Origin of the sequence: Paenarthrobacter sp. CCNWLY172, from assembly GCF_037402035.1 — a bacterium.
Taxonomy (GTDB): Bacteria; Actinomycetota; Actinomycetes; order Actinomycetales; family Micrococcaceae; genus Arthrobacter.
Map to the genome: position 1 here is coordinate 232,230 of NZ_JBBEGB010000007.1, position 25,283 is coordinate 257,512.

Here is a 25,283-nt window from a genome sequence, read left to right on the forward strand (position 1 = left end):
AAGAACTCCTTTGGTCGCTCGGTACGTGGGCCGGTTAGACCGGGTTGGGACGGGAGAGGAGGGTGTTGGTGCGCTGTTCAAAGGCATCCCATCCGGCGGAGGCCTTGTCCCTGCCCAAGAGGACGTTCTGCACGTTCTCCGCAAAGTAGGTCTGCCAGTCCGAGCCGGAGCCACTGAACCAGGCCTCGGGATCGTAGGCGATGATGTCCGCAGCGTTGGCGTAGTGGATCTGCGGGGTCAGTTCGCGGTACGCCTGGGATTGGACCACGGGCTGGTAGCCGGGGATGTGTCCGGCTTCTGCCCAGGACAGTGATCCCTTCAGGACGTCGGTGACAAACTTGTAGACGTCCCGGCGCTTGTCCTCGTTGACGTTGAGTTGCCGTGGGAGTACGAACGAGTGCGAGTCAGCGTAAGAGGCCGGTGTCCCATACAGCGTGGGAATGGTGGCCGCGTCAACGGGAATGCCGGCCTTCTTCATGGTGGGCAGTTCCCAAACACCGCTAAACAGCATCCCGGAACCGCCACGGGCGAACTCGGCGATACCGGTGCTGATGTCACCGGCCTGGGCTGCGATGGTGTCGTCGAACAGGGAGGCCATGAATTCCAGCGACTCAATGGCCGCGTCCCGGTCCACTTTCATAGGCTGCCCTGGCGTCAGTTCCATGTCCACGCCGTGCTGCTTGTAAAGCGTGTAGAACAAGCGCCACATCTGCGATCCACTGCCCAGATAGCCGAAGGACAGGCCGTGGGCCTTGGTCACTTTCTGCATTTCCAAGGCCATTGCCTTGAACCCGTCCGGCGAGCTCACCTCCTGGAGCAGCCCGTTGCCGCCCAGGACGCCCGCTTTGGCTGCTACGTCCGTGTTGTAGAACATGACGAACGGGTGCGAGTCCAGGGCAATGGAGAAGACCTTGCCGCCATGCTGGCTCTTCTCCCAGATTCTGGGAGCGAAGTCGGATGCCGTCACACCGTTCTCGGCGAGCAGGTCCAGGTCCCAAGGATCAATGAGTCCCCCTGGCGCGTAACCGGGCACCCTGCTGGCGTGCATGATGGCTACCTCAGGAGGGCGGCCTCCCGCCGACGCCATGGCCAGTTTGGTGTAGTAAGGCGGACCCCAGGCCAGGACTGTGGGGTGCACCTTGAAGCCGGGGTTGGCCTGGTTTGCCGCGTTGATCATCGCCTGCATCTTGATCCCGTCACCGCCGGAAAGAAGGTGCCAGAACCCGATGTCCTGGACCTCGGCGGCTTGGGCCGCCCCTCCACAACCCGTGAGGCTGGTGGCCAGGAGTCCCCCGCCAAGGAGGGCCGATCCTGTCAATAACTGTCTCCGGGACAACTGTTTCCCGGTCAAAGATTCAAACTGCTTCACCCGTCACTCCTTTGGATGGGTCCGCTGAAAGGTCACTGCTGCACTGCGGTGTTACTGCGTTGTTACTGCTGCGCTGCATAGCTGCTGCACCGCTTGAAGTCCGGCTCCGGCGCGTCTCCACACTCGGGTATATGGTGGCCCGGGGTGACGCAGGTCTCACATTACATCGATGTAATGAGCGGGGCAAGAGAAAATTGTTAGCGCACACAATTTAGTGCACGGCTCTCGTTTCAGGCCCTGCTGCTGCCCCGCTCCACGATGCTGTAATCCACACTGACAACCCGCTGCCCATGGGCCCTGTCCCCCATGCGCTCCGTCAGCAGACGCAGGGCTTCGCTGGCAATGGTTCGCTTATCAAAGGAAACCGTAGTCAGCGAAGGGACGGCGTAGCGGCCATCGGCAATGTCATCGAAACCCGCGACGGCGATATCTTCGGGTATCCGCAAGCCTCTCTTCCAGAGAACGCTCAGGGCACCAATCGCCATGGAGTCGGTGAAGCAGAAGAGAGCTTCTGGAACAGGGTGCTGATCCAGGTAGGCGTCCAGGGCTTTGGCGGCCGTTTCGGGCGTCCACTTTTCGCAAGGAATCAGCAGTGACTCATCTTTGGGGATACCGAGGATGTCCAAAGCGGCCTCATACCCCTGAGTACGCTGGATAGCTGCCGCAGATCCTCGTCCCTGGGTGGTTCCAAGGACCGCAATGCGCCTCCGCCCGGGCTTGGCCAGTGCCAGCGTCATGTCCCGGGCCGCCGTCAGGCTGTTGACAAAGACCCGATCGGCCAGCTGCTGCGTCACCTCGCCCAGAAGAACCACTGGAGGCAGAGCAACTCCAACCTTGACCGCACTCTCATCCAACACCACGGGGTTGAGGATCAATCCGTCGATCAGGTTGGAGCGTGCCCGCGTCATCAGCTCCTGCTCGCGGTCAGGGTCCGAGCCCGTTTCCTCGATCTGGACAATCCAGCCCTGCTCGTGGGCCACCTCCACAATATGGTGGGCCACCTCCGCCGAGTACGGTGTTGCCAGGTCCGGCAAAGCGAGGGCAATAACCCCTGAGCGGCCATTCCGCAGTCCGCGCGCCGAAAGATTTGGGACGTAGTCGAGCTCCGCCATAGCCTGCTCAACCCTGAGCCGGGTGGGTCCACTGACCGGCACGACGCCGTTCATCACGTTCGAGACTGTCTTGGGCGATACCCCTGCACGGCGCGCCACGTCCTTGACCGTTGCGCGCAATACGCCCCCTAGCTACAGTGTTGACCGGCGATGCGATTGACCGGTTTTCCTTGATGCTACGCGAGTTTTGACCCGTGGATGCAGCGCTCCCGCGCAGGTACCGACCAACGCGGGAGCGTAGGGTGCCATCCCTGACCCGCGGGCGGGCCGCTCTTAGCTAGCTTTCAAAGGCCGCACGGAACGCCGCCAGCGCGGCATCCCCTGATTCCAGGTCGTCTCCCCCGGCGGCCTTCGCCTCGAGGCCTACTACCCCCGCGTATCCGGCCTTCTGAAGAGCATCTGCGACTCCGCGATAGTTGACTTCCCCGGTGCCGGGTTCGCAGCGGCCCGGGACGTCGGCCACCTGTATTTCTCCGACCCAGGGCAACGCGGCCCGGACAAGTTGGATCAGGTTTCCCTCACCGATTTGGGCGTGATACAGGTCCAACATCATCCTGACGTTGGGGTGGTTAACCGCGGAGACCAACGCCAGGGTGTCTTTGGCCCGCGCCAAAGGGATCCCGGGATGGTCCAGAATGGTGTTCAGGTTCTCCAGCGCGAAGGTTACTCCGTGCTTCTCGCCCAGCGCGCCCAGGCGCTCGAGGGTGCTTCGCCCGGTGAGCCACATCTCGCCGGTAGACCGGTGAACCGGTCGGACAGCATGGCCGCCCTCCCCGAGCTCCGCAGGGTGGACCACCATCCGCTCGACACCAAGCTCAAGCGCCACGGGAATCAACTTCTCCGCGGAAGCCAGCACCTCCTCGGCACTACCGGGATCAGTAAGGCTGCCGCCGAAATAGCCGCTCATCGACGAGAACCGGGCTCCTGTTGCTGCCAGGGCCGCGATATCCCGGCCCCGGGTGTCCCACAGCTCCACTTCGAACCCTTGCCCGTGGATCCTCTTCACCCGCTCCGTCAAGGGCAGTTCGCCATAGAGCATTTCAGCGCATACGGCCAAGCGGAAGCTCATGCTTTATCCCCCACAGTGAGCAGCGCGGGCTCCGCCGGGCGCAGTGCGGCAATCGATGCCACATCAACAGGCAGCCCCGTGTGGGCCGAACGGGTGGCAGCCAGGGCAACAGCCAAAGCATTCCGCGCGTCCGCTCCGCCGGCACCTTGGGCCACAGGAGCCTGGGTACCATCGCGGCCAGCCTTCACCGCATCCACAAAGAGGGCGAGTTCAGCCGTGTAGGCATCGTGAAAGAGATCCACGTTCAGGCGGACGGTGGCGGCATTGATGCCGGCAGCAGTGTAGCTCGTGGCCGAGCTGGCCTGCGGGCCACCCGCCGTCACCATACCCGCAGATCCAAATACCTCTCCCCGCACGTCATAGCCGTACAGCGCATTGAAGTTGGCCTCGGCCACGGCAATGGCCCCATTGCTGTAGGTCACGGTGACCACAGCGGTATCCAACAGGCCGCCCTCTTTTGCCTCAGGAGCAACCAGTGCGTCAGCCACGGCATGGACTCGCACTGGGACCGCGCCGGGGTTCAGCCAGTTCAAGGTGTCAAAGTCGTGGATGAGGGTCTCAAGAAAAATGGTGCCCGGCGGAATCCTCTCCGGATTGGCGATCCCGTCCCTGCTGCCCGGGTCCCGTGTCAGGGACCGCAACAACTGCGGGGTTCCCACAACGCCATCATCGATAAGTTGGCGGGCGGCAGCGAAATCTGCAGCGAAGCGGCGGTTGAAACCGAACTGGACCACCACACCCGCGGCCTCTGCTGCTTCCAGTGCCGCGTCAAGTTCTTCCACGGTACGGCCGCCCGGCTTTTCGCAGAAGGCATGCTTTCCTGCACGTGCGGCCGCCGAGATCAGCCCGGAATGAAAGCGGGCCGGCGCGGAGATCAGGACAGCATCCACCTCGGGATCGTTCAGTACATCCTCCGGGTCAGTACTGATCTTGCGGACACCCAGTCGGCCAGCCAGCGTCTGGACGGCGGGGAGGGCCGGATCCACGATGGCCTCCAGCCGGGCATTGGGGATCCGCTGGGCAACGGATTCGGCGTGGAAACTGCCAATCCATCCCGCTCCGATCAGAGCAATACGAACCGGCCGGTCTTCACTGACCTGGTGCTGAAGGTAAACCATGGGAGCTCCTGACGCATGTCTTCTAGATCGTTCTAGTCCGACCATACTGACATGCCGTTCACGTCCCGTCTAGATCGTTCTATACACTGGTTGCAATTGGAGGAAATGTGTCAGAACTGCAGCGCCGCCCCACCCTGATGGACGTAGCCGAGGCGGCTGGCGTCTCGCGGGCCTTGGTTTCCATCGTGATGCGGGGCGCCCCCGGTGCAGCGGAATCCACCCGGCAAAGAGTCCTGCAGGCGGCCAGCGATCTCGGTTATCGGGCAGACTCCCGCGCCAGGCTGCTGCGGAGCAGCAGGACGAAACTCCTGGGCCTCACCTTTTCCAGCTCACAGCCGTTTCACGCTGAAATCGTCGACGCCGCCTACGCCGAGGCGTCCGCCAAGGGATATGAGATAACGCTGAGCGCCGTGGCCGGCGGCAGACCCGAGGCGCGCGCCATCGAGACCTTGTTGGATGTTGGCGCCGAGGCGTTGATCATCATCGCCCCCACCCTCAGCGTGGATGATCTGGCACGGCACGCCCGACAGGTGCCGGTAGTGAGCCTCCTGCGCGAGGATGTGGGCGAGTACGTGGATTCGGTCAGCAGCGATGATCACGCCGGCATCGTACTGGCCGTTGACCATCTGGTGGGTCTGGGTCATCGCCGGATCGTCCACGTGGATGGCGGCGAGGCTGTCTCCTCGGACAAACGCCGGGAGGCGTACCGCACTGAAATGGTCCGGCACGGCCTGCAACCTGTGGTTGTTTCCGGCGGCCCCGGGGAGGAGGACGGCATGAGCGCGGGGCCGATCCTTCAGGCTGATCTGCCAACGGCAGTCATCGCCTTCAACGACAGGTCGGCCCTCGGAATCATGGAAAGCTTCAGGGCTGCGGGAATCAGCATCCCCTCAGATGTATCGGTGCTGGGCTATGACGACAGCAACTTCGCCAAGCTGAGTTACGTCCAGTTATCCTCTGTCAGCCAGGACGCTCCGCTCCTTGCGGCAGCCGCCGTCGGCCGCGCCGTGGACCGGATTGAAGGGGCAAAGTCGCCGGGCAGCGTGGTCCGGACCCCGCACTTGGTCATCCGCAAAACCACGGCCCGAGCTCCTGAAGGAAACAGCGACACCTGACCTAACCCGCAGCTCTTAGTGACAGATCACTGTAAAGTGTCTATATGCCCAGGATCACGGCCGCCACGAATGCTGCCCAACGCGCCGAGACCCAACGGAGGATTCTCACCGCCTTCGGTGAACTCCTCTTCACCCATGGCCTCCCCGGCCTGACCATGACCGACGTCGCCCGGCATGCGGGGGTGGGCCGTACCGCCGTCTACAACTATTACGCGGACATGGAACAACTGCTGATCGCGTACGCCTTGGACGAGACCGAGCGCTTCATTGTTGATCTCCGGGAGTCACTGGCCGCGCTGGAAAACCCCGTGGACAGGCTGGCCCTCTACGTCCGTGCGCAAGTGGAGGACCTCAGCCGCCGCCATCTGCCCCCGGGGCCGGCCATGGCCGCCGTCCTCTCCCCCGGCTCCTTCGCGAAGCTCGCGGACCACGTGGGCGACCTCAACATCCTTCTGCAGGACATCCTTCAAGACGGTGTCCACCAGGGCTACCTCCCTGACGTCGATGTCGCCCAGCTGGCGCGACTCATTCACGGAACGCTGTCTGCCAGCGCCGCACGACGCAACCGAACGCCCGACGGCGAGACTCCCCCAGCGGCCCCGGCCACCGACGTCGAAGTCCGGACGGCTATTGAAGCAAACACGGCCGTCGAGGCGCACACAGCGCAGACGGTGCACTTCATCCAGCTCGGGGCAGGAGCACGCTTCGACGACGACGGCCGGCCGATCCGGTTGGAAGCACCCGTCCACAACGCCCCCATCCACGACGCCCTGGCGGGCTAGCACAGGCGCGCGGCGCTGGTCTTGCTGCGGCCGTTATTGCCCCGCCGGAAGCGTCGGAATGATCGGCCACTTGGAGTTGTCAGCGATACGCAGGTCTTCGCGCGGACACAACAGCTTTCCAGGGGTCTGATCCACCAGTTCGGGCTCCACCAGGCCTTCGTAGCCTGAGGTGAGGATGACATCCACGGACTCGTCCTCACGGTTGTCCTGGAAGTAATCCGTGCCGGCAAGGTTGCGCTGGACGTTGAACGCAGCCGCCTGGCCCTTGACGCCGGAAACTACTACGGCCACTCCGGCGTAGGCGGTCTCGCTGTTGTCCACCGAAGCCACTTTGAAGCCCCGGGCAGTAAATTGCTCAGCCACGGTACCTGCCAGGCCGCCGCGGGAGGTGGCATTGAAGACGTTGAGGTTCACTGTTTCGTTCGGAACGTAGTCGAACGTGGTGGTGGGGCACAGGCTGACGGGGGCTTTACTGGCGATCGCGGTGGGGACTTTGATCACGCCATTCATGATCGCCCAGGCGCCTACGGCCCCGGCAGCGATCACACCCACCAGCAGGACCAGGACAATTCCGTGAAGCAGCCGGCGCCGGAAACGGCTCTTCTGGGCCGCGGCATCCTCGGCAAAGGTGGCCCGGAGCTCCGGGCCGGTGACCACGTGGTGGCCATGGAGCAGCGTCACATCCTTGGGACGCTTACGTTTTTTTGCCGGGGACGCTTCCGGATCGGCGGGACCCGTCCGCCTAGCCATCGATCACCAATACACGTGCGTGAATTGCGGTTCTCTGGTGGAGCGCCGTGCGGACGGCCCGGTGGAGCCCGTCTTCGAGGTACATGACGCCCTGGTACTGGACAACGTGCGGGAACAGGTCGCCAAAGAAGGTTGAGTCCTCAGCCAACAATGCCTCCAAATCCAAGGTCCGTTTGGTGGTTACCAATTCATCGAGGCGGATAGGGCGCGGGGGCAAGGCAGCCCAGTCCCGCGGCGCCGAGTATCCATGGTCAGGGTACGGGCGTCCCTCGCCCACAGCTTTGAAGATCACCCTGCAAGCCTATGGAAGTTGGCGCCCTAACGGAACTTGTGACCCGCGGCACAGGCAGGTTGTAGCCAAAAGGTGACTTCCGGCTTCTGCTCCTACGGCCCCGGACCTGGACGCCCGCAGATCGCCTGACTTGAGCAAGGCCCTGATCTGGTTCCCGGGGGTAGCAAAATAGCCTCTCCACGGGCACGGTAATGGTTACAGCGGCCAAAGACGGTAATGGTTACAGCGGCCAAAGAGGGAATCAAGAAACGTTGAATCGACTGCTGATGCCGTCTAGGTCCAGGCGCGACCTTCCCGCCGCGGCGATCATTCTTCTCACCCTGCAGGGTGCGGGACAACGCCTGGCACCAACCCACCTACCAGCACCGCGGAGCAGACCATGGACCCAGAACAAGCCCGCACAGAGTACTTCGACCTCTTCAACAAGATTCAAGCCCTCGCCCCCGGCGACTGGACAAAAGTCACTCCAGAGGCTCCGGGGGACGTCTGCCATCTGCCTCTGGGCATGGAAGGGACTCAATTCAGCTTCGACAGCATGCACGGCGGCGTTGTTCAAACCCAGCCTTCGGGGGCCAACCGGGACCAGACCACCACTGGCTTTGGCGATGGCAAATTCTCCATGCAGCTTGGAACCAGCAGCTTCGGCACCACGCTCGGCGGCAACACTCGATGCGCTCCGGATCCCGAGGGCAAATTCCAGTAGGAAGCAGTGACCAGCAAGGTCCGCCGGTACTGGCGCGTACTTTCCACGAGTGCCGTCTAAATCCTTCGTGGGGCGTCACAGACGTCATAGCTGTGAGGGTGGCCGCGGGGACTGACAGAATAGGGTCATGACTCAACCGCTCCAAGGTACTGACCGGACCGCTGCCCACGCCACGCCCGCCCTGGCGTTGCTGTTGGATGTCGACGGCCCCATTGCCAGCCCTGTGACGCGCGACGTCAAGCCGGACATCATCGCGGACATGGTGGCGCTGGCCTCGGCGGGCATTCCCGTCATTTTCAACACAGGCCGCTCTGACGCGTTCATCAGCGAGCAGGTCATGGAGCCCATGATCGCCGCCGGAATGCCGGCCAACACCGTCATCCACGCCATCTGCGAGAAGGGTGCTGTGTGGTTCAGTTACACTTCGGAAGGCCCCGGTCCCATCCATGTGGACCACGAACTCGCGGTACCCAAGGCCTACGGCGACGATATCCGCCGATTGGTTGCCGAGGACTACTCGGCGCACATGTTCTTTGACGAGACCAAGCGCGCCATGGTTTCCGTGGAGCAGCACCTGGACGTGGCCAGCGCGGACTACCTGGCCGAACAGAAACTCTTCGACGCCGACGCCCTGGAAATTATGGGACGGCACGGCCTTAACGCGGCGATCCTGGACCACCACGCGCCGGAATCCGATGACACGGCGGACTACCGCCTGGACCCCACCATCATCTCCACGGACATCGAATCCGTCCGCCTCGGCAAAGACCTCGGCGCGAGCCGCGCCGTCGAACTGCTCGCGGCCCAGGGCATTACTCCGCTCTCGTGGCGGACTGTGGGTGATTCCCGCACGGACTATGCCATGGCAGACTGGCTTCACCACAACGATCACGACGTAAAGCACGTGGATGTCCGGCCCGCAGACGGCGTACCGGTGAAGCCCTACACCATCCTGACGGCCTCGGACCTCCAACTGGCGGACGACGTCATCCACGACGAAGCCGGCGGCGCTTTCCTCCGCAGCTGGCGCGAGGCCCTTTCCATCTAACAACCAGCGAGTCCAGTTTCACGCACCGACGATCCCGGAGATACAGCCATCACACAAGCACAGGTCGATCCGATCTACCACGGCAGCCCGTCCATTGAAGAGGACACGATTGCTGAGGCGATCTCGCCTGCCGTCGTCGCGCACCTTAAGCACCGGTCCGACGTCGTCCGTCACCGTGGGCGGTACGCCCTGATCAACGCCGACCTCACCCCGCAACAGGCCATGGTGTCCGATCTCCTGGCTGTCAGGGCGGCATTGGACGCTGCCGGCGTCGATTTCATCCTTGTACGCGGCAATGACGAGAGGCCGGTTGTCGCTGTCGACTGGGAGTCGCGCAAAGAGGTCCGTGAGGCGCTGGTGTCAGCGTTCCGCAACGAGCCCTTCTACTCCATGACAGTGGACGCCAAGAAGAAGACCTCGGTCCTGGTGGCTGACGGCGAGCTGTCCGCCAACCGGAAAGCCCGCATCTTCCGCCTGTACCGCCCGCGTGTCGAAACGGGCGGTGGCCTGTGGTACGGCCCGGCGTTGGGTGTGCAGCTGGAACTGTGGCGGTTTGAAGGCGACCATCTTGAGTTGCCCGTGGAGAACTCGCTGACACGCCGCACCATGCTGCGGCAAGACGCTGTCCGTGGAACCGTCCAGCGGCACGGCCTGACCTGGCCCACCATCGAGAACATGTTCGCGGACCACGCCAGCGACATCGACTTTGATATCGACATGGTTTTCTCGTGGGTGGACGGCAGCGACCCCGAGTACATCGCCAGGCGGCGCGCGCAGCAGGCCGGGGCAGTTCTGGGCGAGGGTGACGACCATGAGGCCCGCTTCCGCCAGATCAATGAACTGAAATACGCGCTGCGTTCGGTGCACATGTTCGCGCCCTGGGTCCGGCGGATCTTCATCGCCACGGACTCCCCCGCCCCGGAGTGGCTGGCCGATCATCCGTCAGTCACGATCGTTCGCAGCGAGGAGTTCTTCGCCGATACCTCAGTCCTGCCCACGCACAACTCGCAGGCCGTAGAATGCCAGCTCCACCACATCGAGGGGCTTTCCGAGCACTTCCTGTACTCCAACGACGACATGTTCTTTGGCCGCCCCGTGGGCCCGGACATGTTCTTCACTCCCGGCGGCATCACCAAGTTCATCGAGGCTGACACCCGGATCGGGTTGGGCGAGAACGACGCCGAACGCAGCGGCTTCGAGAACGCGGCACGCGTCAACCGGAAGCTGCTCTGGGAGCGCTTTGGCCGGATCACCACCCGGCACCTCGAACACACCGCAGCTCCCCTGCGCCGCAGCGTGGTGGCCCGCATGGAGAAAGAATTTCCGGCGGAATTCGCCAAGACCGCCGGGAGCCGTTTCCGCGCTGCGGACAACATCTCGGTCACCAACTCGTTCTACCACTACTACGCACTGCTCACGGGCCGCGCCGTCACGCAGACCAACGCCAAGGTCAGGTACGTGGACTCCACCATGTGGGCAGGCCTGCATTACCTGCCCAAGCTCCTGGCGAAGCGCCACATGGACTTCTTCTGCCTGAACGACGGCAGCTTCCCGGAGGTTGAAGCCAACGAGCGCGCGGACCTGGTGACGGACTTCCTGGAGAAGTACTTCCCGGTTAAGGCGCCTTGGGAGAAGTAGAGACACCCGGAGCAACAAGCGGCATCGACGAGGTGTGCGTGCCAGGCGATGTGTGGGCACCCACCCGCGATTCGTGGGGAATGCGGATGCCGGCTTCAGCCAGCCGACGCTGGACCTCGTCAGCGTCCACGGGCTCGCCCACGGTGACGCCGCCGGACATTGGCACCACCGAATGCACAATCGTGTGCTCGTACACATGGATCATGTTGTACGACTGCGCGCCGTCCCTGCCTCGCTGCGCGCCTGCGCGGACACCAAGGTCCTGCGTGTAGCACGTGGCCGAGGCCACCGATACCGGGATGCCGGCGAAGCCCGCCGTCGTGGAGTAATGCAAGTGTCCACCCAGGATGGTGCGGACGTCAGTATTACGGACGACGGCGGCCAGTGCGGCTTGGCCGCGCAGCTCCACCAAAACAGCGAGGTCCTGGACGCACGGGACTGGAGGGTGGTGCAAGGCAAGGATGGTGCCGTCGGGTGCAGGGGTGGCCAGTTCGGCAGCCAGCCATTCGAGCTGGGACTCTGACAGTTCACCGTAGTGGTGGCCAGGGACGGTGGTGTCCAACGTGATGATGCGGAGCCCGTTGACGAAGTAGCTGCGGTCCACCGGGTCGTGGGGCTTGCTGGCCTCGGAGGCATCCACAAAGGCGGAACGGAAGTTGGCACGGTTGTCGTGGTTGCCCATGGCCCAGATGGCTTTGGCCCCGAGCGCGTCGCAGACTGGTTCGATCATGTCGCGGAGCCGCTTGTAGGCTTCCAGCTCACCCTTGTCCGCGAGGTCTCCGGTGAAAATGATGGCTTCCGGCCTGATCCGGGAGGCGATGATCTGGTCGCAGATTTCCTGGAGCCTGGTGGCACTGTCCACAGAGCCATAGAGCGTGCCCGGACCACCCACCAGGTGCAGATCGCTCAGGTGCAAAAGCACATGACCTGGTTTGGGGTACTCGGCCTCGATGAGCTCCATAGCTTGCCTTAGCGTTTGGTGGGAGACGGCGCCTCCCGTATCAATCCAGTAGGGCCAATCCAACCAGACAACTAGCCAACAACTGGCTAACATCCGGCGGAATGTTGGAAAATTACTTTCCTCCCTTCAGAATTGATGGCTTTACGCCAGCGCCTTTTCCACTGCCTTCACAAGGTCTTCGGAGTCAGGCTCCACTGTGGATGGGAACCTTGCCACGAGATCTCCGCCCCGGTTTATGACGAACTTCTCGAAGTTCCACTTCACCTTGGCAGGCTGGCCGTCCTCATCCTGGGTCAGCTTCGCGAACAGGGGGTGCTGCTGCTTCCCCAGGACGTTCGCTTTGCTGGTCAGCGGGAACGTTACGCCGAAATTCCGCTCACAGAATTCCGCGATCTCCTCATCCGCGCCGGGTTCCTGTCCCCCGAACTGATTGCAGGGAACGCCGAGGATCTCCAGGCCCTGTTCGCGGTATTTGCCGTACAGCTCTTCGAGCCCGGCGTACTGGCGTGTGAAGCCGCACTCGGACGCCACGTTGACCACCAGGACCGCTTTCCCCTCGAACCGGCCGAAGTCCGCTTCTGAGCCATCGTTGAAGGTGAGGGGAATGCTGTACAGGCTGGTCATGGGATTCGCTTCCTGACGACGTCGGCTGGCGGGCTTGCCGCCATCGAGCTTACGGGAGCTGGCTTGGGGGCGCGAAACGCAGACGTGCCGGCGTTTCGCGTGCCCTCGGCGTAGGGACCTTTAGGGCGTCGGAGGAAGGACCAGGGTGGACAACAGCACCACCGTGCCGTTGGGCAGCCGGACCTTGTCCGGTGCTACCAGGACATATCCGGGCGGAAGAACCACCACTGGGAGCGTTGACGGCAATACAGCAACGGGCACCGGAGCAGGCACAGGAGCCACCGGCGCAACGGGAGCCGGAGCCGGAGCCACGGCCTGCGTCACGGCCGGCGCAGCAGGTGCTGGAGCCACCACTACAGGAGCCGGGACTACTGCGGCCGGCGCTGCCGGAGCGGGCGCGGCCGGGGCAACCACCGCAGGTGCCGCCGGCGCTGGTGCCACAGGAGCGGGGGCTGCCGGCGCTGGAGCGGCCGGAGCCGGTACCGCAGGAGGCACGACGGCGGTCGGCGCCGAAGCGTCCGACGACGTCACTGGCGGTGCAACAGTTTTCGTGGCCGGCGCCGTGGTGGTCGGCGAAGGCGTCGGAGTTGGGGTAGCTGTCTGCGTAGGTGCGGCCGTGGGTGAAGCAGTCGGCGTCGCAGTCTGTGTAACGGTCGGCGTAGGCGTTGCAGTCGGGGTCGGAGTCGGCGTCGCCGTCACGGACGGTGAGGCGGTCGCCGTCGGACTCTGCGTTGGCGCCGGCGTCTGCACCGGCGGCGTGGTGGTACCCGGAGTCGTGGTGCCTGGCGTGGTGGTACCCGGAGTCGTGGTGCCTGGCGTGGTGGTACCCGGAGTCGTGGTGGTAGGCGGAACCACCACCGGCAGTGGCTCGTGCTCTTCGTGCTCTCCACCGATGACGGCGCGGTTGGTGCCGTCGGCCACCGGAACGGCCCATTCCGGAGCCGCGGACGTTCCCGTTCCAACGCCGGGCTGGTAGTTGACCATGGAGATGTTCTGCAGCGGATCAATCTGCCGCATGGGCAGGTAGGTCCAGCCGTTGGGATTGGTGTGCAGGCCGTTCACGATTGTCTCGAAGTGGAGATGGCAGCCCGTGGACCAGCCGGTCGTGCCAACCTGGGCGATGACCTCGCCAACCCGGACTGATTGGCCTTTGATGACGCCGATGGCCTGCAGGTGGTTGTAGGTGGTGACCAAGCCGTTGCCGTGTTCGATCTCCACGCGGTTTCCGCCACCCCACAAGTGCCAGCCGACGGCCCGGACCACACCGGCGTCGGCCGCGTAAACGCGCGTTCCGCAGGCGGCGGCGTAATCCTGGCCCCAGTGGAACTCGCCTGCCAAGCCCGTCAGGGGGCTGTAGCGGTAGCCATAGTTGGAACTCAGATTGAGGACCTCTAGGGGTGCGTACAGGGCACCGGTGGGCGGACGGGACAACCCGGCGGAAGCTACCGTGAGGCCTGTGGAACCGTCTTTGCTGACGGTTCGGACCATGGCGCGGTCAAAGTAGACCATGGGCGTTCCGGGAAGTTGTTCCGGAGGTTCGGGCATGGGATCGATGACGAGTGTCTCGGCCTCCGGCGGCACCAGGGTGCCCAATGCCGTCGGTTCAACCACGCCCTGCGCCAAGGAACCGCCCACACCACTGGTGGAAACGGCACTGAGAGGCTGGAACCCGAAGGCGAAAAAGGCCAGGATGGCCAGGCTTCCCGCGATCAGGACGCGATGGAATCCTAATGCTCGGATCAAGTTTATTGCCCGGTCTGAATCATGATGCTTGCCCACAAAACACTCCCCAAAAGCCAGCGGCACCAAACCCCAGCCTGGCGTGCAAGCACCATTGTTGCGGGAATCACAACAGAAATAAAGGCTTCCTGCGTCGTTGCCGAAGAAAGGTTCCATCAGTTTTTGCTCAAGATTCTTGAGCCTGAGGTCAGGCAGCCGTAGGCCTGGCTGCCTTTGGGGAGTTGTAGGACAGGCACGCCTCAGCTAAACAGCAGGCAACTCTGGACGGGCGGACTAGCCGACGAGCCTCTGTACGTTTTCCATGATGGTTTCGCGACGCCGTTTGAGGCTCGGAAGCTTGGACCGGGCCATCTCGGGAGTGAGCGTATGCCAAGTCATGGCCAGTGCACGCACGCTTGCCAGCAGTTCGATGGGTGTGAGATCAGAGCGAAGGTGGCCGGCTTTCTGGGCGCTTTCGATCCGGGAGAGCTTTTCCTGGTGTGAGGTCACCAGGGTTTCAAGGTCCGCCGCCTGGCCGCGTTCAAGGATGTACCAGTTGGTGAGCCTGAGGACATTGGGATCCTTCTGGTAAAGGTCAAAAGCACGGGCCGCGTACGCCGGCAAGTCCAGTGCGTCGAATTCGGTCTCCTCCACTACTGCGACCACCCGTCGGGAGAAGACCTCGTCAAACAACTGTTCCTTGCTGCCGAAATACCGGTACAGCATCGCCTTGTTGGCCAGTGCCTCGTCAGCAATACGGTCCACCCGCGCCCCGGCTATGCCATGGCTGGCAAACTCCTCCTCTGCCGCCTTCAGGATCCGCTGCCTGGTTGCTTCTGCATCTCTCGCCATGCCCTCACCATAGCAAGTAACTGGTTAGTTGACAGCGATGCATTTCAAGAGCATGGTTAAAACCAACCAGTTAGTTACTTAGAAAGGGCCCGGCATGTCAGCAACGCACATGGAAACAACCCCTGCCACGCGATTCTCCAGAACCATAACCTTGGCGGTCATCTTGGGCTGCCAGCTGATGATGGTGTTGGACACGTCCATCGTCACCACGGCACTGCCGCACCTTGAACGCGAACTTGGCTTCAACAGCACAACGCTCTCGTGGGTCCAGAACAGCTATGCGCTGGCGTTCGGAGGGCTGCTGTTGCTGGGCGCCCGCATCGGAGACCTTCTGGGCAGGCGCCGGGTCTTCATGGTTGGCGTAGGAGTGTTTACGTTCGCATCCCTGCTGGCCGGGGTCGCCTTCAACGCCGAGGCCATGATCGGTGCCCGCGTACTCCAAGGCGCCGCATCGGCTTTCGCCATCCCGGCAACCCTGGCGCTCTTGGTGCAGACCTTCCCCCAGCCCGGGGAACGGTCCCAAGCGATCAGCATCTACAGTGCCGTGATCGGGGCCGGGGGCAGCGTGGGCATCATCGTGGGCGGCGTCTTCACAGACCTGCTGTCGTGGCGATGGGGCTTGCTGATCAATGTTCCGATCGGAATTGTCGTCTTGCTGCTGAGCCCACGTTTCCTACCGGAAACCGGAAGGGTCAAAGGCAGTGTAGATATCGCGGGCGCGTTGACAGTTACAGCAGGAATGTCCGCCTTGGTCTATGGCCTCGTGAACGCGGGTGAGGCCGGGTGGGGGAACCTGACGACGATCGTTTCACTCGCGGCAGCCGTGCTCATGCTTCTGGCTTTCGTACTCGTCGAGCGTCATGCCGAGCGGCCCATCACTCCCCTGCGTCTCTTCAAAGACATGACCCGGTCGGGCGCCCATATCATCCGGATTCTGATCGTGGGGGCCATGTTCTCCACCTTCTATTTCCTCAGCCAGTACCTCCAGAATGTGCTGGGCTTCAGCGCGTTCGCGGCCGGAATCGCCTACATTCCGCTCACGCTCCTGTTCTTCCTCATGGTCTACGCGATCAAACCCCTCAGCGCCTTGCTGGGCAAGCCGGCGCTGCTGGTGGCCTCGTTGGTCATCGCCGGCCTGGGCATGCTGTGGCTCAGCTCCATAGGCCCGGGCACCGCGTATTTCCCGGACGTCCTGCTTCCGCTGATCGTGCTCGGAATCGGCCAAGGAACAGCAATCATCCTGCTGACCGAGTTTGGCATGTCAGGCGTGGCGCCTGCGGATAACGGCGCCGCCTCCGGACTGGTCAACACGGCACATCAGCTCGGCGGGTCCATCGGCTTGGCACTGTTGACGGTGGTGTTCGCGGGCTCCGGCGGAACAGCCCAACGGATGGCAGGAGCCGAGGCCTACGGAGCAGTATTCACCTCGGCCACCTGGTTTTACGCCCTGGCCGTCCCCTGCGCTGCACTGATCTACCTCGCCCAACGCAGGGCGGCGGGAAACGCGTCAGCTACCCGACCGTGACCCAACGGGCAGGGAGGGCAGCTCGGTGAGTGACCCGTCATGGTCCAGGCCCAGCACCAAGTCCAGATCAAGGCGGGCCAGGAACCCGTCGTCGTGGCTGACCAGGATGACGGCACCGCGGTAGGCATTCAACGCTTCCACGAGTTGGTCCACACTCTGTATGTCGAGGTTGTTTGTTGGCTCATCGAGAATCAGGACCTGTGGCGGCGGATCGGCAAAGAGAAGCTTGGCCAAGGAGACCCTGAACCGTTCACCGCCGGAGAGAGTCCCAACGGGACGGTAGACGCTATCACCCCGTAACAGGAACCGGGCCAACTGGTTGCGGATTTCCCCGACAGGGACACTTGGTGCGGCCGCCTGGACATTTTCCAAAGTTGTCGCGGCCTCGTCCAGGCCGTCGAGTCGCTGCCGCAAATACCCGGACCGCTCGGTCAGGAGCCAACCACCTGCGGTGCCGGATTCGACGTCGTCATCATCCTCTGTCCACGGTTCCCCGCTGACCAAACGTTCGAGCAAGGTGGTTTTTCCCACCCCGTTGGCGCCGATGATGGCCACCCGTTCCGGTCCTTCCACCACAAAAGCACGATTGGTTCCCCGCAGCTCGGCGATCCGCCGGCTGCGGGGAACATCCGGATCCGGAAGGTTCACGCTGATCCGTTCGTCTTCCCTGATTTTGGAAGAGGCCACATCCAGCGCAGCCTGGGCAGCGTCCACCTTGTCATCCGATCCTGATCGAAGCTTGCCCGCTGACACCTGCGCATCGGAGGCCCGCTGATTCATAAGGATTTTGGAGCCCTTCTTGTTGTCATAGCTGGTTTGACCGGTGCGGGCACGCTGCGCCAGCTTCATCTCAGCTTCCTGGCGCTGGCGCTTCTCAGTCTTCACGGCCTGCTTGGCAGCTTGGGCAGCCTGAACCGCAGCGGCCTGCTGCTCATCAACATACGACCGCCAAGCACTGTACGGACCGCCGAACACTTCGAGTTCTCCACCATGCAGTTCCGCTGTGCTGTCCATGATCTCCAACAGTGTCAGGTCGTGGCTGACCACCACCAGCGTTCCCGGCCACGTGGACAGGAGAGCGGACAGTTTGGTTCTCGCGTCCCGGTCCAGGTTGTTCGTTGGCTCGTCCAAGAGCGTGATTGCCGTCCCCTGAAGCCGGAGCCCCGTGATGGCAACAAGCATCGCTTCGCCTCCCGAAATTTCGCCCACGTTGCGCTCCAAGTCCGCCCCCGAAAAGCCGATATGGCGCAGGGATTTGTCAGCCCGGGCTTCGATATCCCAGTCATCGCCCACCGCATCGAAGTTCTCCACCGAAACGTCACCGGCTTCGATGGCCCGCAATGCTTTCACTTGAGGGCCGATACCCAGCAGGTCCGCCACCGTCGAGTCAGTCACGAGGGTGAGAGTCTGCGGAAGGTATCCGACATCACCGTTGGTCGTGATACTGCCACCCGTAGGGGCAAGGCTCCCGGCAATGAGGCGCAGCAAGGTTGATTTTCCGGCACCGTTGGACCCCACAAGGCCTGTACGGCCCGGTCCGAATGTTCCGGAGATCCCGGCAAGGGCAGTGGTACCGTCGGGCCACTGAAGGCGCACGTCGGTCAGGGTGATGGACGGGTTTTTTGTTGTAGACATGATGTTCCGAAGGCTCCAGTGGTTTCAGCGAATGCGCTGCAACCACCGGCCCACGAGGGCATCAGGGCAAGGTCAGCGCACGGTTGGCGTCGTGAAACCTGTAATGCCCGTCAAAACATCGGCCTAACACTGGGGAATAGAGGACTACAGTCTTGCAAAAGCCCTCAATGAAGGCAACTTGCCTCCCGCAGGCTCCTTCGCCGCCACCGATGCGCACGTCACCACCTTCGTCGTGACGTCCTGGACCGCCAGGCCGATCAGCCGAGGTTTTCCTTGAGCAACGCACGGTGCTCGACGGCGGCAGTTGAGTGGAGTGCGCGGCCGGCGTCCGTCAATTCCAGGAACAGGGAGCGGCGGTCGTCAACGCAGGTTTGGCGCGAGACCAGGCCTGCTTTTTCGAGCCTGTCCACCACCTTGGAGACGGCGCTCTGCGTCATGGGGGTGCGCTCTCCCAGTGCCTTCATCCGGCATGCCGATTCTTCGCTTTCAGCCACGAGATCCAGGATTTCGAACTCGTTAAGGCCAATGTCGAACTTGGCTTCCAGCGCGCGGTCGATAGCTCCCGCGGTTCGGAAGTAGGAGTTCTGGATGCTGCGCCACTGCTCAACCAGTTGACGGTCACGCGTCGTTGCCATGTGCCGATTCTAGTTCATTACGCGATTTGAATCCACGTCATAAAATTCTGCGTCATCCAATGACATGTCATCGTAGTCCTTGTCATTGAATGACACGTCATATAGATTGAGGCGCATGACATCACCCACCACCCTCAAAACTTCCGCCGAGCCACCCTTGGCCTCAGCCGTCCATTGGACCCGGGCGCAGTGGCTGCTGCTGATGGTTGTCTGCACCGTCTTGGCCCTCGACGGGCTGGACGTTTCCATGGTTGGCGTTGCCCTGCCGTCCATTGGACAGGAACTCAATCTCGGAACCGATTCCCTGCAGTGGATCGTTTCCGCCTACGTCCTGGGCTACGGGAGCCTGTTGCTCCTTGGCGGCCGGCTCGCGGACCTGTTGGGCCGCCGTCGCATCTTCCTTATTGCTTTGACCGTTTTCGCCGCGGCGTCGCTCCTGGGCGGACTGGTGGACGACCCCGCCATCCTGATCGCCACCCGGTTCATCAAGGGACTTGCGGCTGCCTTCACCGCGCCCACCGGCTTCTCCATCATCACCACCAACTTCGCGGAGGGACGCGAGCGCAACAAGGCGCTGTCCATCTTCACGACGTTCGGTGCCAGCGGCTTCTCGTTGGGCTTGGTGGTGGGTGGCCTCATGACCAGCCTCAGCTGGCGCTGGACGTTCCTGGTTTCGGTGCCGATCGCGGTGGTGGTTGTCCTCCTGGGCATGAAGTTCATCCCCAAGGACAAGCCCTCCGTTGAGGACAGCGGGCACGACGTTTGGGGCGCCGTCACCCTCGCGCTGGGCATGCTTGGCCTCGTTTACACCTTGGTTTCAGCACCGGAACAGGGCTGGGGATCTGTGGCAACAATCGCCGGATTCGCAGTTTCCGTTGCCGTGCTGGCAGCCTTCGCGGTGATCGAGAACAAGGTCAAGCACCCGCTGATCCGCTTCAGCATCCTTAAAGAAGGCTGGGTGGCACGGGCCAACCTCAGCGCGGTGGGGTTGTTCGGGTCTTACCTGAGCTTCCAGTTCATCGTCACCATGTATCTGCAGGCGGTGCTCGGCTGGACGCCGCTGGGCATGGCGTTGGCCTTGCTGCCCGCCGGGCTCTTGGTTGCGACCAGCGCGCCGTTCGCGGACAAGCTCATCGAAAAGTTCGGCGCTACCCAACTCATCCTCACCGGACTCACAGCCCTGGGATTGGGCTACGTCCTGTTCCTCCGCGTCGGCACCACGCCCAATTACGTGCTGGATATCCTGCCGTCGGTGGTCCTGCTGGGAGTCGGGTTTGCGCTGGCCTTCCCGTCCATCAACGTACAAGCGACCGCCGGGATCAAGGATTCAGAACAGGGACTGGCGGCTGGCCTGATCCAGACCAGCACACAAGTTGGAGCCGCACTGGTTCTGGCAGTCACCACAGCGTTGGTCAGCGGCCACGGCCAAGCCGCCGGAACCGTCAGCGCCCAAGCCATGCTGGAACAGTACCGGCCGGGACTGATCCTTAGTGCCGCCGTCGCCATCGCCGCCCTGCTGGTGGCAGCGGCTCCCTCCCGGCGCCGCATCCGCGCCTGAGTCCCGGGTTTCTGGACAGATAAAGCCCTGATGCATCCGTCATCAGGGCTTTATCTGTCCACAATCTGCTCTGTACACCTCCGCTAAATGGAGGTCTCATGGGATCTATGAGGAATTACCTCACGGAGTACAGGCACGAGCTGCAGCGCACCTTCACGGGAACGTCGGGCACGCCTCCGGAGTGGGTGCCGCGGCTCGCAGACGGGAACGACGCCGGATATCACCTCCCGGGGTCGGCCGTCTGGGCGGTGCACGGCCACGTGGCCACCATCGTGGCGGGCATCCGCGTCCTGCTGATGCAGGCCCTCCATCCCGGCGCGCTCGCTGGCGTCTACGAACACTCCGGCTTCCAGAAGGACCCCTTGGGGCGTCTCGCGAACACCGTGCGGTGGATCTTCACGGTAACGTACGGCTCCACGGAGGCCGCCGAAGCCGCGACCGCCCGGGTCCGGAAGATCCATGAGCGTGTCCGGGGAACCTACCGTGACGGACAGGGCGTGGAGCGCGAATACGCCGCCAACGATCCCGAACTCCTCCGCTGGGTCCACGTCACCTACGCGGACTCCTTCCTCACTGCCAACCGGATCTGGGGCAGGGCCATCCCGGGCGGCCCCGATGCCTACGTCCGCGAATGGGCAGCGGCAGGACGACTCATGGGAGTTCTGGACCCGCCACTCACCGAGGCCCAGGTCCGTGACGAACTGGAGCAGTGGTACGCCTCGGGGATACTCCGGGCCGATGAGCGGCTTGCCGAGACGGTGTCCTTCATCCGCTATCCTCCCCTGAGCCCACTCCTCAAGCCCGGTTACCGCATACTGTTCGCGGCCGCCGTCGCAAGCCTTGAGCCCAAGTACCGGGACTTGCTCGGCCTCCGGCCCGCCAGGCTTGGCCCCGTGCCCTTGCCGGCCATCCTGGCGGCGCGTGGCGTGTTGGGGATGGTCCGATTCGCCCTGGGCTCCCACGGTCCCAGCGAGCAAGCAGCGCTGCGCAGGCTGCAAAGGCTGGGCTATGCGGAGGCCTGAAGTGCCTTTCGCCGAGGGGCTGGCTTTCAACCCTTCGCTCTTCGCCGAGGAGTCAGATCTCAACCCTTTGAGCCTCCCATAAAGGCGAAAGCCAACCCCTCGGCGGGGACCCACGTGGTGTGGACTTCGCCGAGGGGCTGGCTTTCAACCTTTTGGTGCGTGCTTAGTGCCGAGAGGTCACCCCTCGGCGCACAAACTAGATCAGGTGATCCGACAGGTGGTTCGGTGTGCCGAAGCGGTGGGCCGTGATGGAAACGGCCTGCTCGCGGAGGAACGGCAGCATCTCGATCCGGCCTGCCTGGGTCACAGCACCGTGGTAAACAGCCACATCCGGACGGCCGCCCATCGCTGCGCTCAGCGCTGCGAAATCGCCACCGATCAGGCGGATCCGGCCGGCGTCGAAGTTGGCCGCACGGCCCAGCCACGCGGCGTCGTCCTCGATCCGGACGCTGACGCCCAGGTTCGCAAACACGGTCACAACGGCATCAGGAAGTACGACGGCGGAGCTCACCTTGAGGGCCGAGCCCGCCACTGCTCCGGCTGCTGCCACGCGCAGCAGGTCAGCGAGCCGCTCACCTTCGGAGAGGCGGATGGTGACCGGGAGGGAGCGGTAGCGGAAGACGTTGCGCTCTGCGGAGAGGGCGGAGACGTCCTTGCGGGTGCCGAACTCGGATTCCCAGGCTGCGGCGTCGCTGAAGAGCGACTGCTGCAGGGTCTGGAGTTCTTCAGCGGTAACGTCGGCGGACTTTGCAGCAGCGAGGAGCTGAGCGGCTGCGCCCTGGAGCACCGTGCCGCGCTTGGCCTTGGCTTCGGCGGGGAGCCAGCTGCCCAAGCCGATCAGGTAGTTCGGTCCACCGGCCTTGGTTCCGGCACCGACTGCCGACTTCTTCCATCCACCGAACGGCTGGCGCTGCACGATTGCACCGGTGATGCCGCGGTTGACGTACAGGTTTCCGGCCTGGATGGTGTCCAGCCAGACGCCCATTTCAGCGGAGTCCAGGGAGTGCAAGCCGGCGGTGAGGCCGTACTCAATCTCGTTCTGGATGGCGATGGCTTCCTCCAGGGTCTCTGCGGTCATGACACCCAGGACCGGGCCGAAGAACTCGGTCAGGTGGAAGTAGGAGCCACGCTTGACGCCGGAGCGGATGCCCGGGGACCACAAACGGCCGGTTTCGTCGAGGCGCTCGGGCTTGATGGCCCAGGTTTCGCCGTCGCCCAGGGTGGTAAGGGCATTGAGGAGTTTGCCGTTGGCCGGTTCGATGATCGGCCCCATCTGCGTGGTGGCGTCCTCCGGGTAGCCCACGGTCAGGGAGCGTGCGGCGTCGATCAGCTGGTTGTGGAAGCGGGCGCTCTTGGCGACCGAGCCCACCAGGATCACCAGCGATGCGGCGGAGCACTTCTGGCCCGCGTGACCGAACGCCGAGTACACAACGTCCTTGGCAGCGAGGTCCAGGTCAGCGCTCGGGGTGACGATAATGGCGTTCTTTCCGGAGGTCTCCGCGAGCAGCGGCAGGTCCTGGCGGAAGGAGCGGAACAGCTCGGCGGTTTCGTAGCCGCCGGTGAGGATGACGCGGTCAACGCTCGGGTGCGAGACCAGCTGGGTGCCAAGGTCACGCTCTTCGAGCTGCACCAGGGCCAGCACTTCGCGAGGCACGCCGGCTTCCCACAGCGCGTCCACCATGACGGAACCGGAACGGCGGGCCTGCTTTGCAGGCTTGATCACGACGGCGGAGCCTGAGGCGAGCGCTGCGAGCGTCGAGCCTGCGGGGATCGCCACCGGGAAGTTCCACGGCGGGGTCACCACGGTGAGGTTGGCTGGGACGAACGTGGCGCCGTCGACCGTTTCCAGGTCCTTGGCGCGCTCGGCGTAATAGTGCGCGAAGTCGATTGCTTCGCTGACCTCGGGGTCGCCTTGGTCGATGGTCTTCCCGGTCTCCGACGCCATGACTTCCAGGAGTTCAGCACGGCGGGCTTCAAGGATGTCGCCGGCGCGGTGCAGGATCGCTGCACGCTCCGCGGCGGGACGGGCGCCCCATGCCTTGCCGTGTTCCACGGCGGTAGCGATGATCCGGTCCAGCTCGGCGGCGTCGGAGACCTTGGTGGACTCCACGATCTTGTTGCCTGCGGTGGAACCGGGGATGCGCTTGAGGATGTCGCGCCCCCAGGCACGGTTGGCCGGGAGGGCAGGGTCGGTGTCAGGGGTGTTGTGGAAGCCCTCGAGCGGGGCAGGCTCAGCCGGGAGGCGGCGGTCCTGTTTGCGGTTAGGGCCGGGAACTTCGTCCGTCATTCCGGCGAGGGAGTCCAGGAAGCGCTGCTGCTCGCGCTTGAACAGGGCTTCATTTTCGCTCAGTTCGAAAACGGCCGACATGAAGTTTTCCTGGCTGGCGCCCTCTTCGAGGCGGCGGATCAGGTAAGCGATGGCGACGTCGAACTCGCCCGGGTGGACCACCGGCGTGTAGAGCAGGAGGCTGCCGACGTCCTTACGGACTGCGGTGGCCTGGCCGGTTGCCATGCCCAGGAGCATCTCGAATTCGATGGCTTTCGGTCCCTGCTGGGCAATCCCACGCTGCTTGGCGAGCAACCACGCAAAGGCGACATCGAACAGGTTGTGGCCTGCGACGCCGATGCGGACCGCGTCAATGCGCTCCGGAGTGAGGGCGTAGTTGATGACGTTCTTGTAGCTGGTGTCCGAGTCCTGCTTGGTGCCCCACGTGGCCAGCGGCCAGTCATGAAGGGAAGCTTCAACCTGCTCCATGGGAAGGTTGGCGCCCTTGACCACACGTACCTTGATGGGCGCGCCTCCCTGGGCGCGGCGTGCGGTGGCCCATTCCTGCAGTTCCTGCATGGCACCGAGGGCGTCGGGGAGGTATGCCTGGAGGACGATGCCGGCTTCCAGGTTCTTGAACTCCGGCATGTCCAGGATGCGCTTGAACACCGCGATGGTCATGCTGAGATCCTTGTATTCCTCCATGTCCAGGTTGATGAACTTGGGCTTGGGGAAGGACGCGGCAAGACGGTACAGCGGGGTGAGCTTCTCCACCACGTGGTCGACGGCTTCGTCGAAGGCCCACGGGGAGTGCGGTGCCACGGTGGAGGACTCCTTGATGGAAACGTAGTCCACGTCATCGCGGGCCAGGAGTTTCAGGGTGCCTTCCAGGCGACGCTGCGCTTCGTGCTCGCCCAGGACGGCTTCGCCGAGGAGGTTCACATTCAAGTGCACACCGTCCTGGCGGATCTTGGCGATGGCCGGGCCGAGCTTGGCGTCAGTGGCGTCCACGATCAGGTGGCCCACCATTTCGCGGAGCACGCGGCGGGCGATCGGGATAACTACCTGCGGGACGATCGGAGCCATGACGCCACCTACGCGGACCGCGCTGCGCATGTACCACGGGAGGAATTTGGGGACCTTGGGTGCCAACTCTGCGAGTTTACGGCCGGCGACCGACAGGTCCTCGGGGCGGATGACGCCGTCGACGAATCCAACCGTGAAGTCCAGGCCATTGGGGTCTTTCAAAACGCCGGCGAGGCGCTGGGCGGAGACATCCACGGGGATCTTGCCGGCTTCTGTGAGCCAGTGGCGGACCAAGGCGATGGCTTCCTGCGCCAAAGCATCGAACTGTCCGGAATCCTGGCTGCTCGGGGCGGTGGCATCCGGGATGGTGCTGGTCATGGGGGCTCCTTCTGGGACGGAGAAGTTTGTTTGTTTCCATCAGTATGGATCTACAATCACGTTAGGAAAAGCGATCTTTTCTGACG

The 25,283-nt window shown here is 63.4% G+C and carries 21 protein-coding genes; 8 read left to right on the forward strand and 13 right to left on the reverse strand.

Features of this window, described 5'->3' with window-relative positions; all coding sequences use genetic code 11:
• Positions 1-34: 34 nt before the first annotated feature.
• The 4 genes from WBN73_RS13200 to WBN73_RS13215 form a co-directional block, all read right to left on the reverse strand.
• Positions 35-1,369 carry an extracellular solute-binding protein gene (locus WBN73_RS13200; RefSeq protein ID WP_337340471.1) on the reverse strand — a complete coding sequence of 445 codons (1,335 nt, stop codon included), beginning with the start codon at positions 1,367-1,369 and terminating at the stop codon, positions 35-37.
• 230 nt (positions 1,370-1,599) lie between these two features.
• Complete coding sequence (locus WBN73_RS13205; RefSeq protein WP_337340472.1) at positions 1,600-2,601, reverse strand: LacI family DNA-binding transcriptional regulator; 1,002 nt, start codon at positions 2,599-2,601, stop codon at positions 1,600-1,602.
• Between the two features lie 157 nt (positions 2,602-2,758).
• Positions 2,759-3,550: a TIM barrel protein gene (locus WBN73_RS13210; protein WP_280626564.1), complete on the reverse strand. Its 792-nt coding sequence runs from the start codon at positions 3,548-3,550 to the stop codon at positions 2,759-2,761.
• A complete protein-coding gene (locus WBN73_RS13215) occupies positions 3,547-4,668 on the reverse strand; it encodes a Gfo/Idh/MocA family oxidoreductase (protein WP_337340473.1) in 1,122 nt (373 codons plus the stop codon). Before WBN73_RS13215 ends, WBN73_RS13210 begins: the two co-directional genes overlap by 4 nt.
• A 107-nt stretch (positions 4,669-4,775) precedes the next feature.
• Between WBN73_RS13215 and WBN73_RS13220 the strand changes: the two genes are divergently transcribed.
• Both WBN73_RS13220 and WBN73_RS13225 read left to right on the forward strand, forming a co-directional pair.
• Entirely contained in the window at positions 4,776-5,783 is a 1,008-nt protein-coding gene (locus tag WBN73_RS13220) for a LacI family DNA-binding transcriptional regulator (RefSeq protein WP_280626560.1), read from the forward strand.
• 44 nt (positions 5,784-5,827) lie between these two features.
• Positions 5,828-6,565 (forward strand): TetR/AcrR family transcriptional regulator, encoded by a 738-nt coding sequence (locus tag WBN73_RS13225; protein WP_337340474.1) that lies wholly within the window; start codon positions 5,828-5,830, stop codon positions 6,563-6,565.
• 33 nt (positions 6,566-6,598) lie between these two features.
• Here WBN73_RS13225 and WBN73_RS13230 read toward each other — a convergent pair whose 3' ends face one another.
• Complete coding sequence (locus WBN73_RS13230; RefSeq protein WP_026541840.1) at positions 6,599-7,246, reverse strand: LytR C-terminal domain-containing protein; 648 nt, start codon at positions 7,244-7,246, stop codon at positions 6,599-6,601.
• Between the two features lie 61 nt (positions 7,247-7,307).
• Entirely contained in the window at positions 7,308-7,607 is a 300-nt protein-coding gene (locus WBN73_RS13235) for a type II toxin-antitoxin system VapB family antitoxin (RefSeq protein WP_011773432.1), read from the reverse strand.
• A 379-nt stretch (positions 7,608-7,986) separates the two neighbouring features.
• On the opposite strand from WBN73_RS13235, the gene WBN73_RS13240 reads away from it, so the two are divergent.
• The 3 genes from WBN73_RS13240 (at position 7,987) to WBN73_RS13250 (ending at position 10,996) form a co-directional block, all read left to right on the forward strand.
• On the forward strand, positions 7,987-8,310 hold the full coding sequence (locus tag WBN73_RS13240; protein ID WP_337340475.1) for a hypothetical protein: 324 nt from the start codon (positions 7,987-7,989) through the stop codon (positions 8,308-8,310).
• Between the two features lie 127 nt (positions 8,311-8,437).
• On the forward strand, positions 8,438-9,358 hold the full coding sequence (locus tag WBN73_RS13245; protein WP_207596195.1) for a hypothetical protein: 921 nt from the start codon (positions 8,438-8,440) through the stop codon (positions 9,356-9,358).
• A 222-nt stretch (positions 9,359-9,580) separates the two neighbouring features.
• Positions 9,581-10,996, forward strand: a complete 1,416-nt coding sequence (locus WBN73_RS13250; RefSeq protein ID WP_369745986.1) for a stealth family protein — start codon at positions 9,581-9,583, stop codon at positions 10,994-10,996.
• On the opposite strand, the gene WBN73_RS13255 is transcribed toward WBN73_RS13250, so the two are convergent.
• The 4 genes from WBN73_RS13255 to WBN73_RS13270 form a co-directional block, all read right to left on the reverse strand.
• On the reverse strand, positions 10,974-11,957 hold the full coding sequence (locus tag WBN73_RS13255) for a phosphodiesterase (protein ID WP_207596194.1): 984 nt from the start codon (positions 11,955-11,957) through the stop codon (positions 10,974-10,976). The two genes, WBN73_RS13250 and WBN73_RS13255, sit on opposite strands and share 23 nt — an antisense overlap.
• A gap of 141 nt (positions 11,958-12,098) precedes the next feature.
• On the reverse strand, positions 12,099-12,581 hold the full coding sequence (locus WBN73_RS13260) for a glutathione peroxidase (RefSeq protein ID WP_280626551.1): 483 nt from the start codon (positions 12,579-12,581) through the stop codon (positions 12,099-12,101).
• A 120-nt stretch (positions 12,582-12,701) separates the two neighbouring features.
• Positions 12,702-14,324 (reverse strand): M23 family metallopeptidase, encoded by a 1,623-nt coding sequence (locus WBN73_RS13265; RefSeq protein ID WP_337340476.1) that lies wholly within the window; start codon positions 14,322-14,324, stop codon positions 12,702-12,704.
• Positions 14,325-14,594: 270 nt separating this feature from the next.
• Entirely contained in the window at positions 14,595-15,152 is a 558-nt protein-coding gene (locus tag WBN73_RS13270; RefSeq protein WP_207596191.1) for a TetR family transcriptional regulator, read from the reverse strand.
• Between the two features lie 94 nt (positions 15,153-15,246).
• Here WBN73_RS13270 and WBN73_RS13275 point away from each other — a divergent pair, with 94 nt between their 5' ends.
• On the forward strand, positions 15,247-16,677 hold the full coding sequence (locus tag WBN73_RS13275; RefSeq protein ID WP_337340477.1) for an MFS transporter: 1,431 nt from the start codon (positions 15,247-15,249) through the stop codon (positions 16,675-16,677).
• On the opposite strand, the gene WBN73_RS13280 is transcribed toward WBN73_RS13275, so the two are convergent.
• Together WBN73_RS13280 and WBN73_RS13285 are read right to left on the reverse strand one after the other, a co-directional pair.
• On the reverse strand, positions 16,660-18,312 hold the full coding sequence (locus WBN73_RS13280) for an ABC-F family ATP-binding cassette domain-containing protein (protein WP_337340478.1): 1,653 nt from the start codon (positions 18,310-18,312) through the stop codon (positions 16,660-16,662). The genes WBN73_RS13275 and WBN73_RS13280 overlap by 18 nt on opposite strands.
• Before the next feature lie 257 nt (positions 18,313-18,569).
• Positions 18,570-18,947 carry a MarR family winged helix-turn-helix transcriptional regulator gene (locus WBN73_RS13285; protein WP_172324606.1) on the reverse strand — a complete coding sequence of 126 codons (378 nt, stop codon included), beginning with the start codon at positions 18,945-18,947 and terminating at the stop codon, positions 18,570-18,572.
• 115 nt (positions 18,948-19,062) lie between these two features.
• Between WBN73_RS13285 and WBN73_RS13290 the strand changes: the two genes are divergently transcribed.
• Together WBN73_RS13290 and WBN73_RS13295 are read left to right on the forward strand one after the other, a co-directional pair.
• Positions 19,063-20,505, forward strand: a complete 1,443-nt coding sequence (locus tag WBN73_RS13290; RefSeq protein WP_337340479.1) for an MFS transporter — start codon at positions 19,063-19,065, stop codon at positions 20,503-20,505.
• A 98-nt stretch (positions 20,506-20,603) separates the two neighbouring features.
• A complete protein-coding gene (locus tag WBN73_RS13295) occupies positions 20,604-21,527 on the forward strand; it encodes an oxygenase MpaB family protein (protein WP_207596188.1) in 924 nt (307 codons plus the stop codon).
• A 196-nt stretch (positions 21,528-21,723) separates the two neighbouring features.
• Here WBN73_RS13295 and WBN73_RS13300 read toward each other — a convergent pair whose 3' ends face one another.
• Positions 21,724-25,197, reverse strand: coding sequence for a bifunctional proline dehydrogenase/L-glutamate gamma-semialdehyde dehydrogenase (locus tag WBN73_RS13300; RefSeq protein ID WP_337340480.1), 3,474 nt, complete (start codon positions 25,195-25,197; stop codon positions 21,724-21,726).
• Positions 25,198-25,283: the final 86 nt, after the last annotated feature.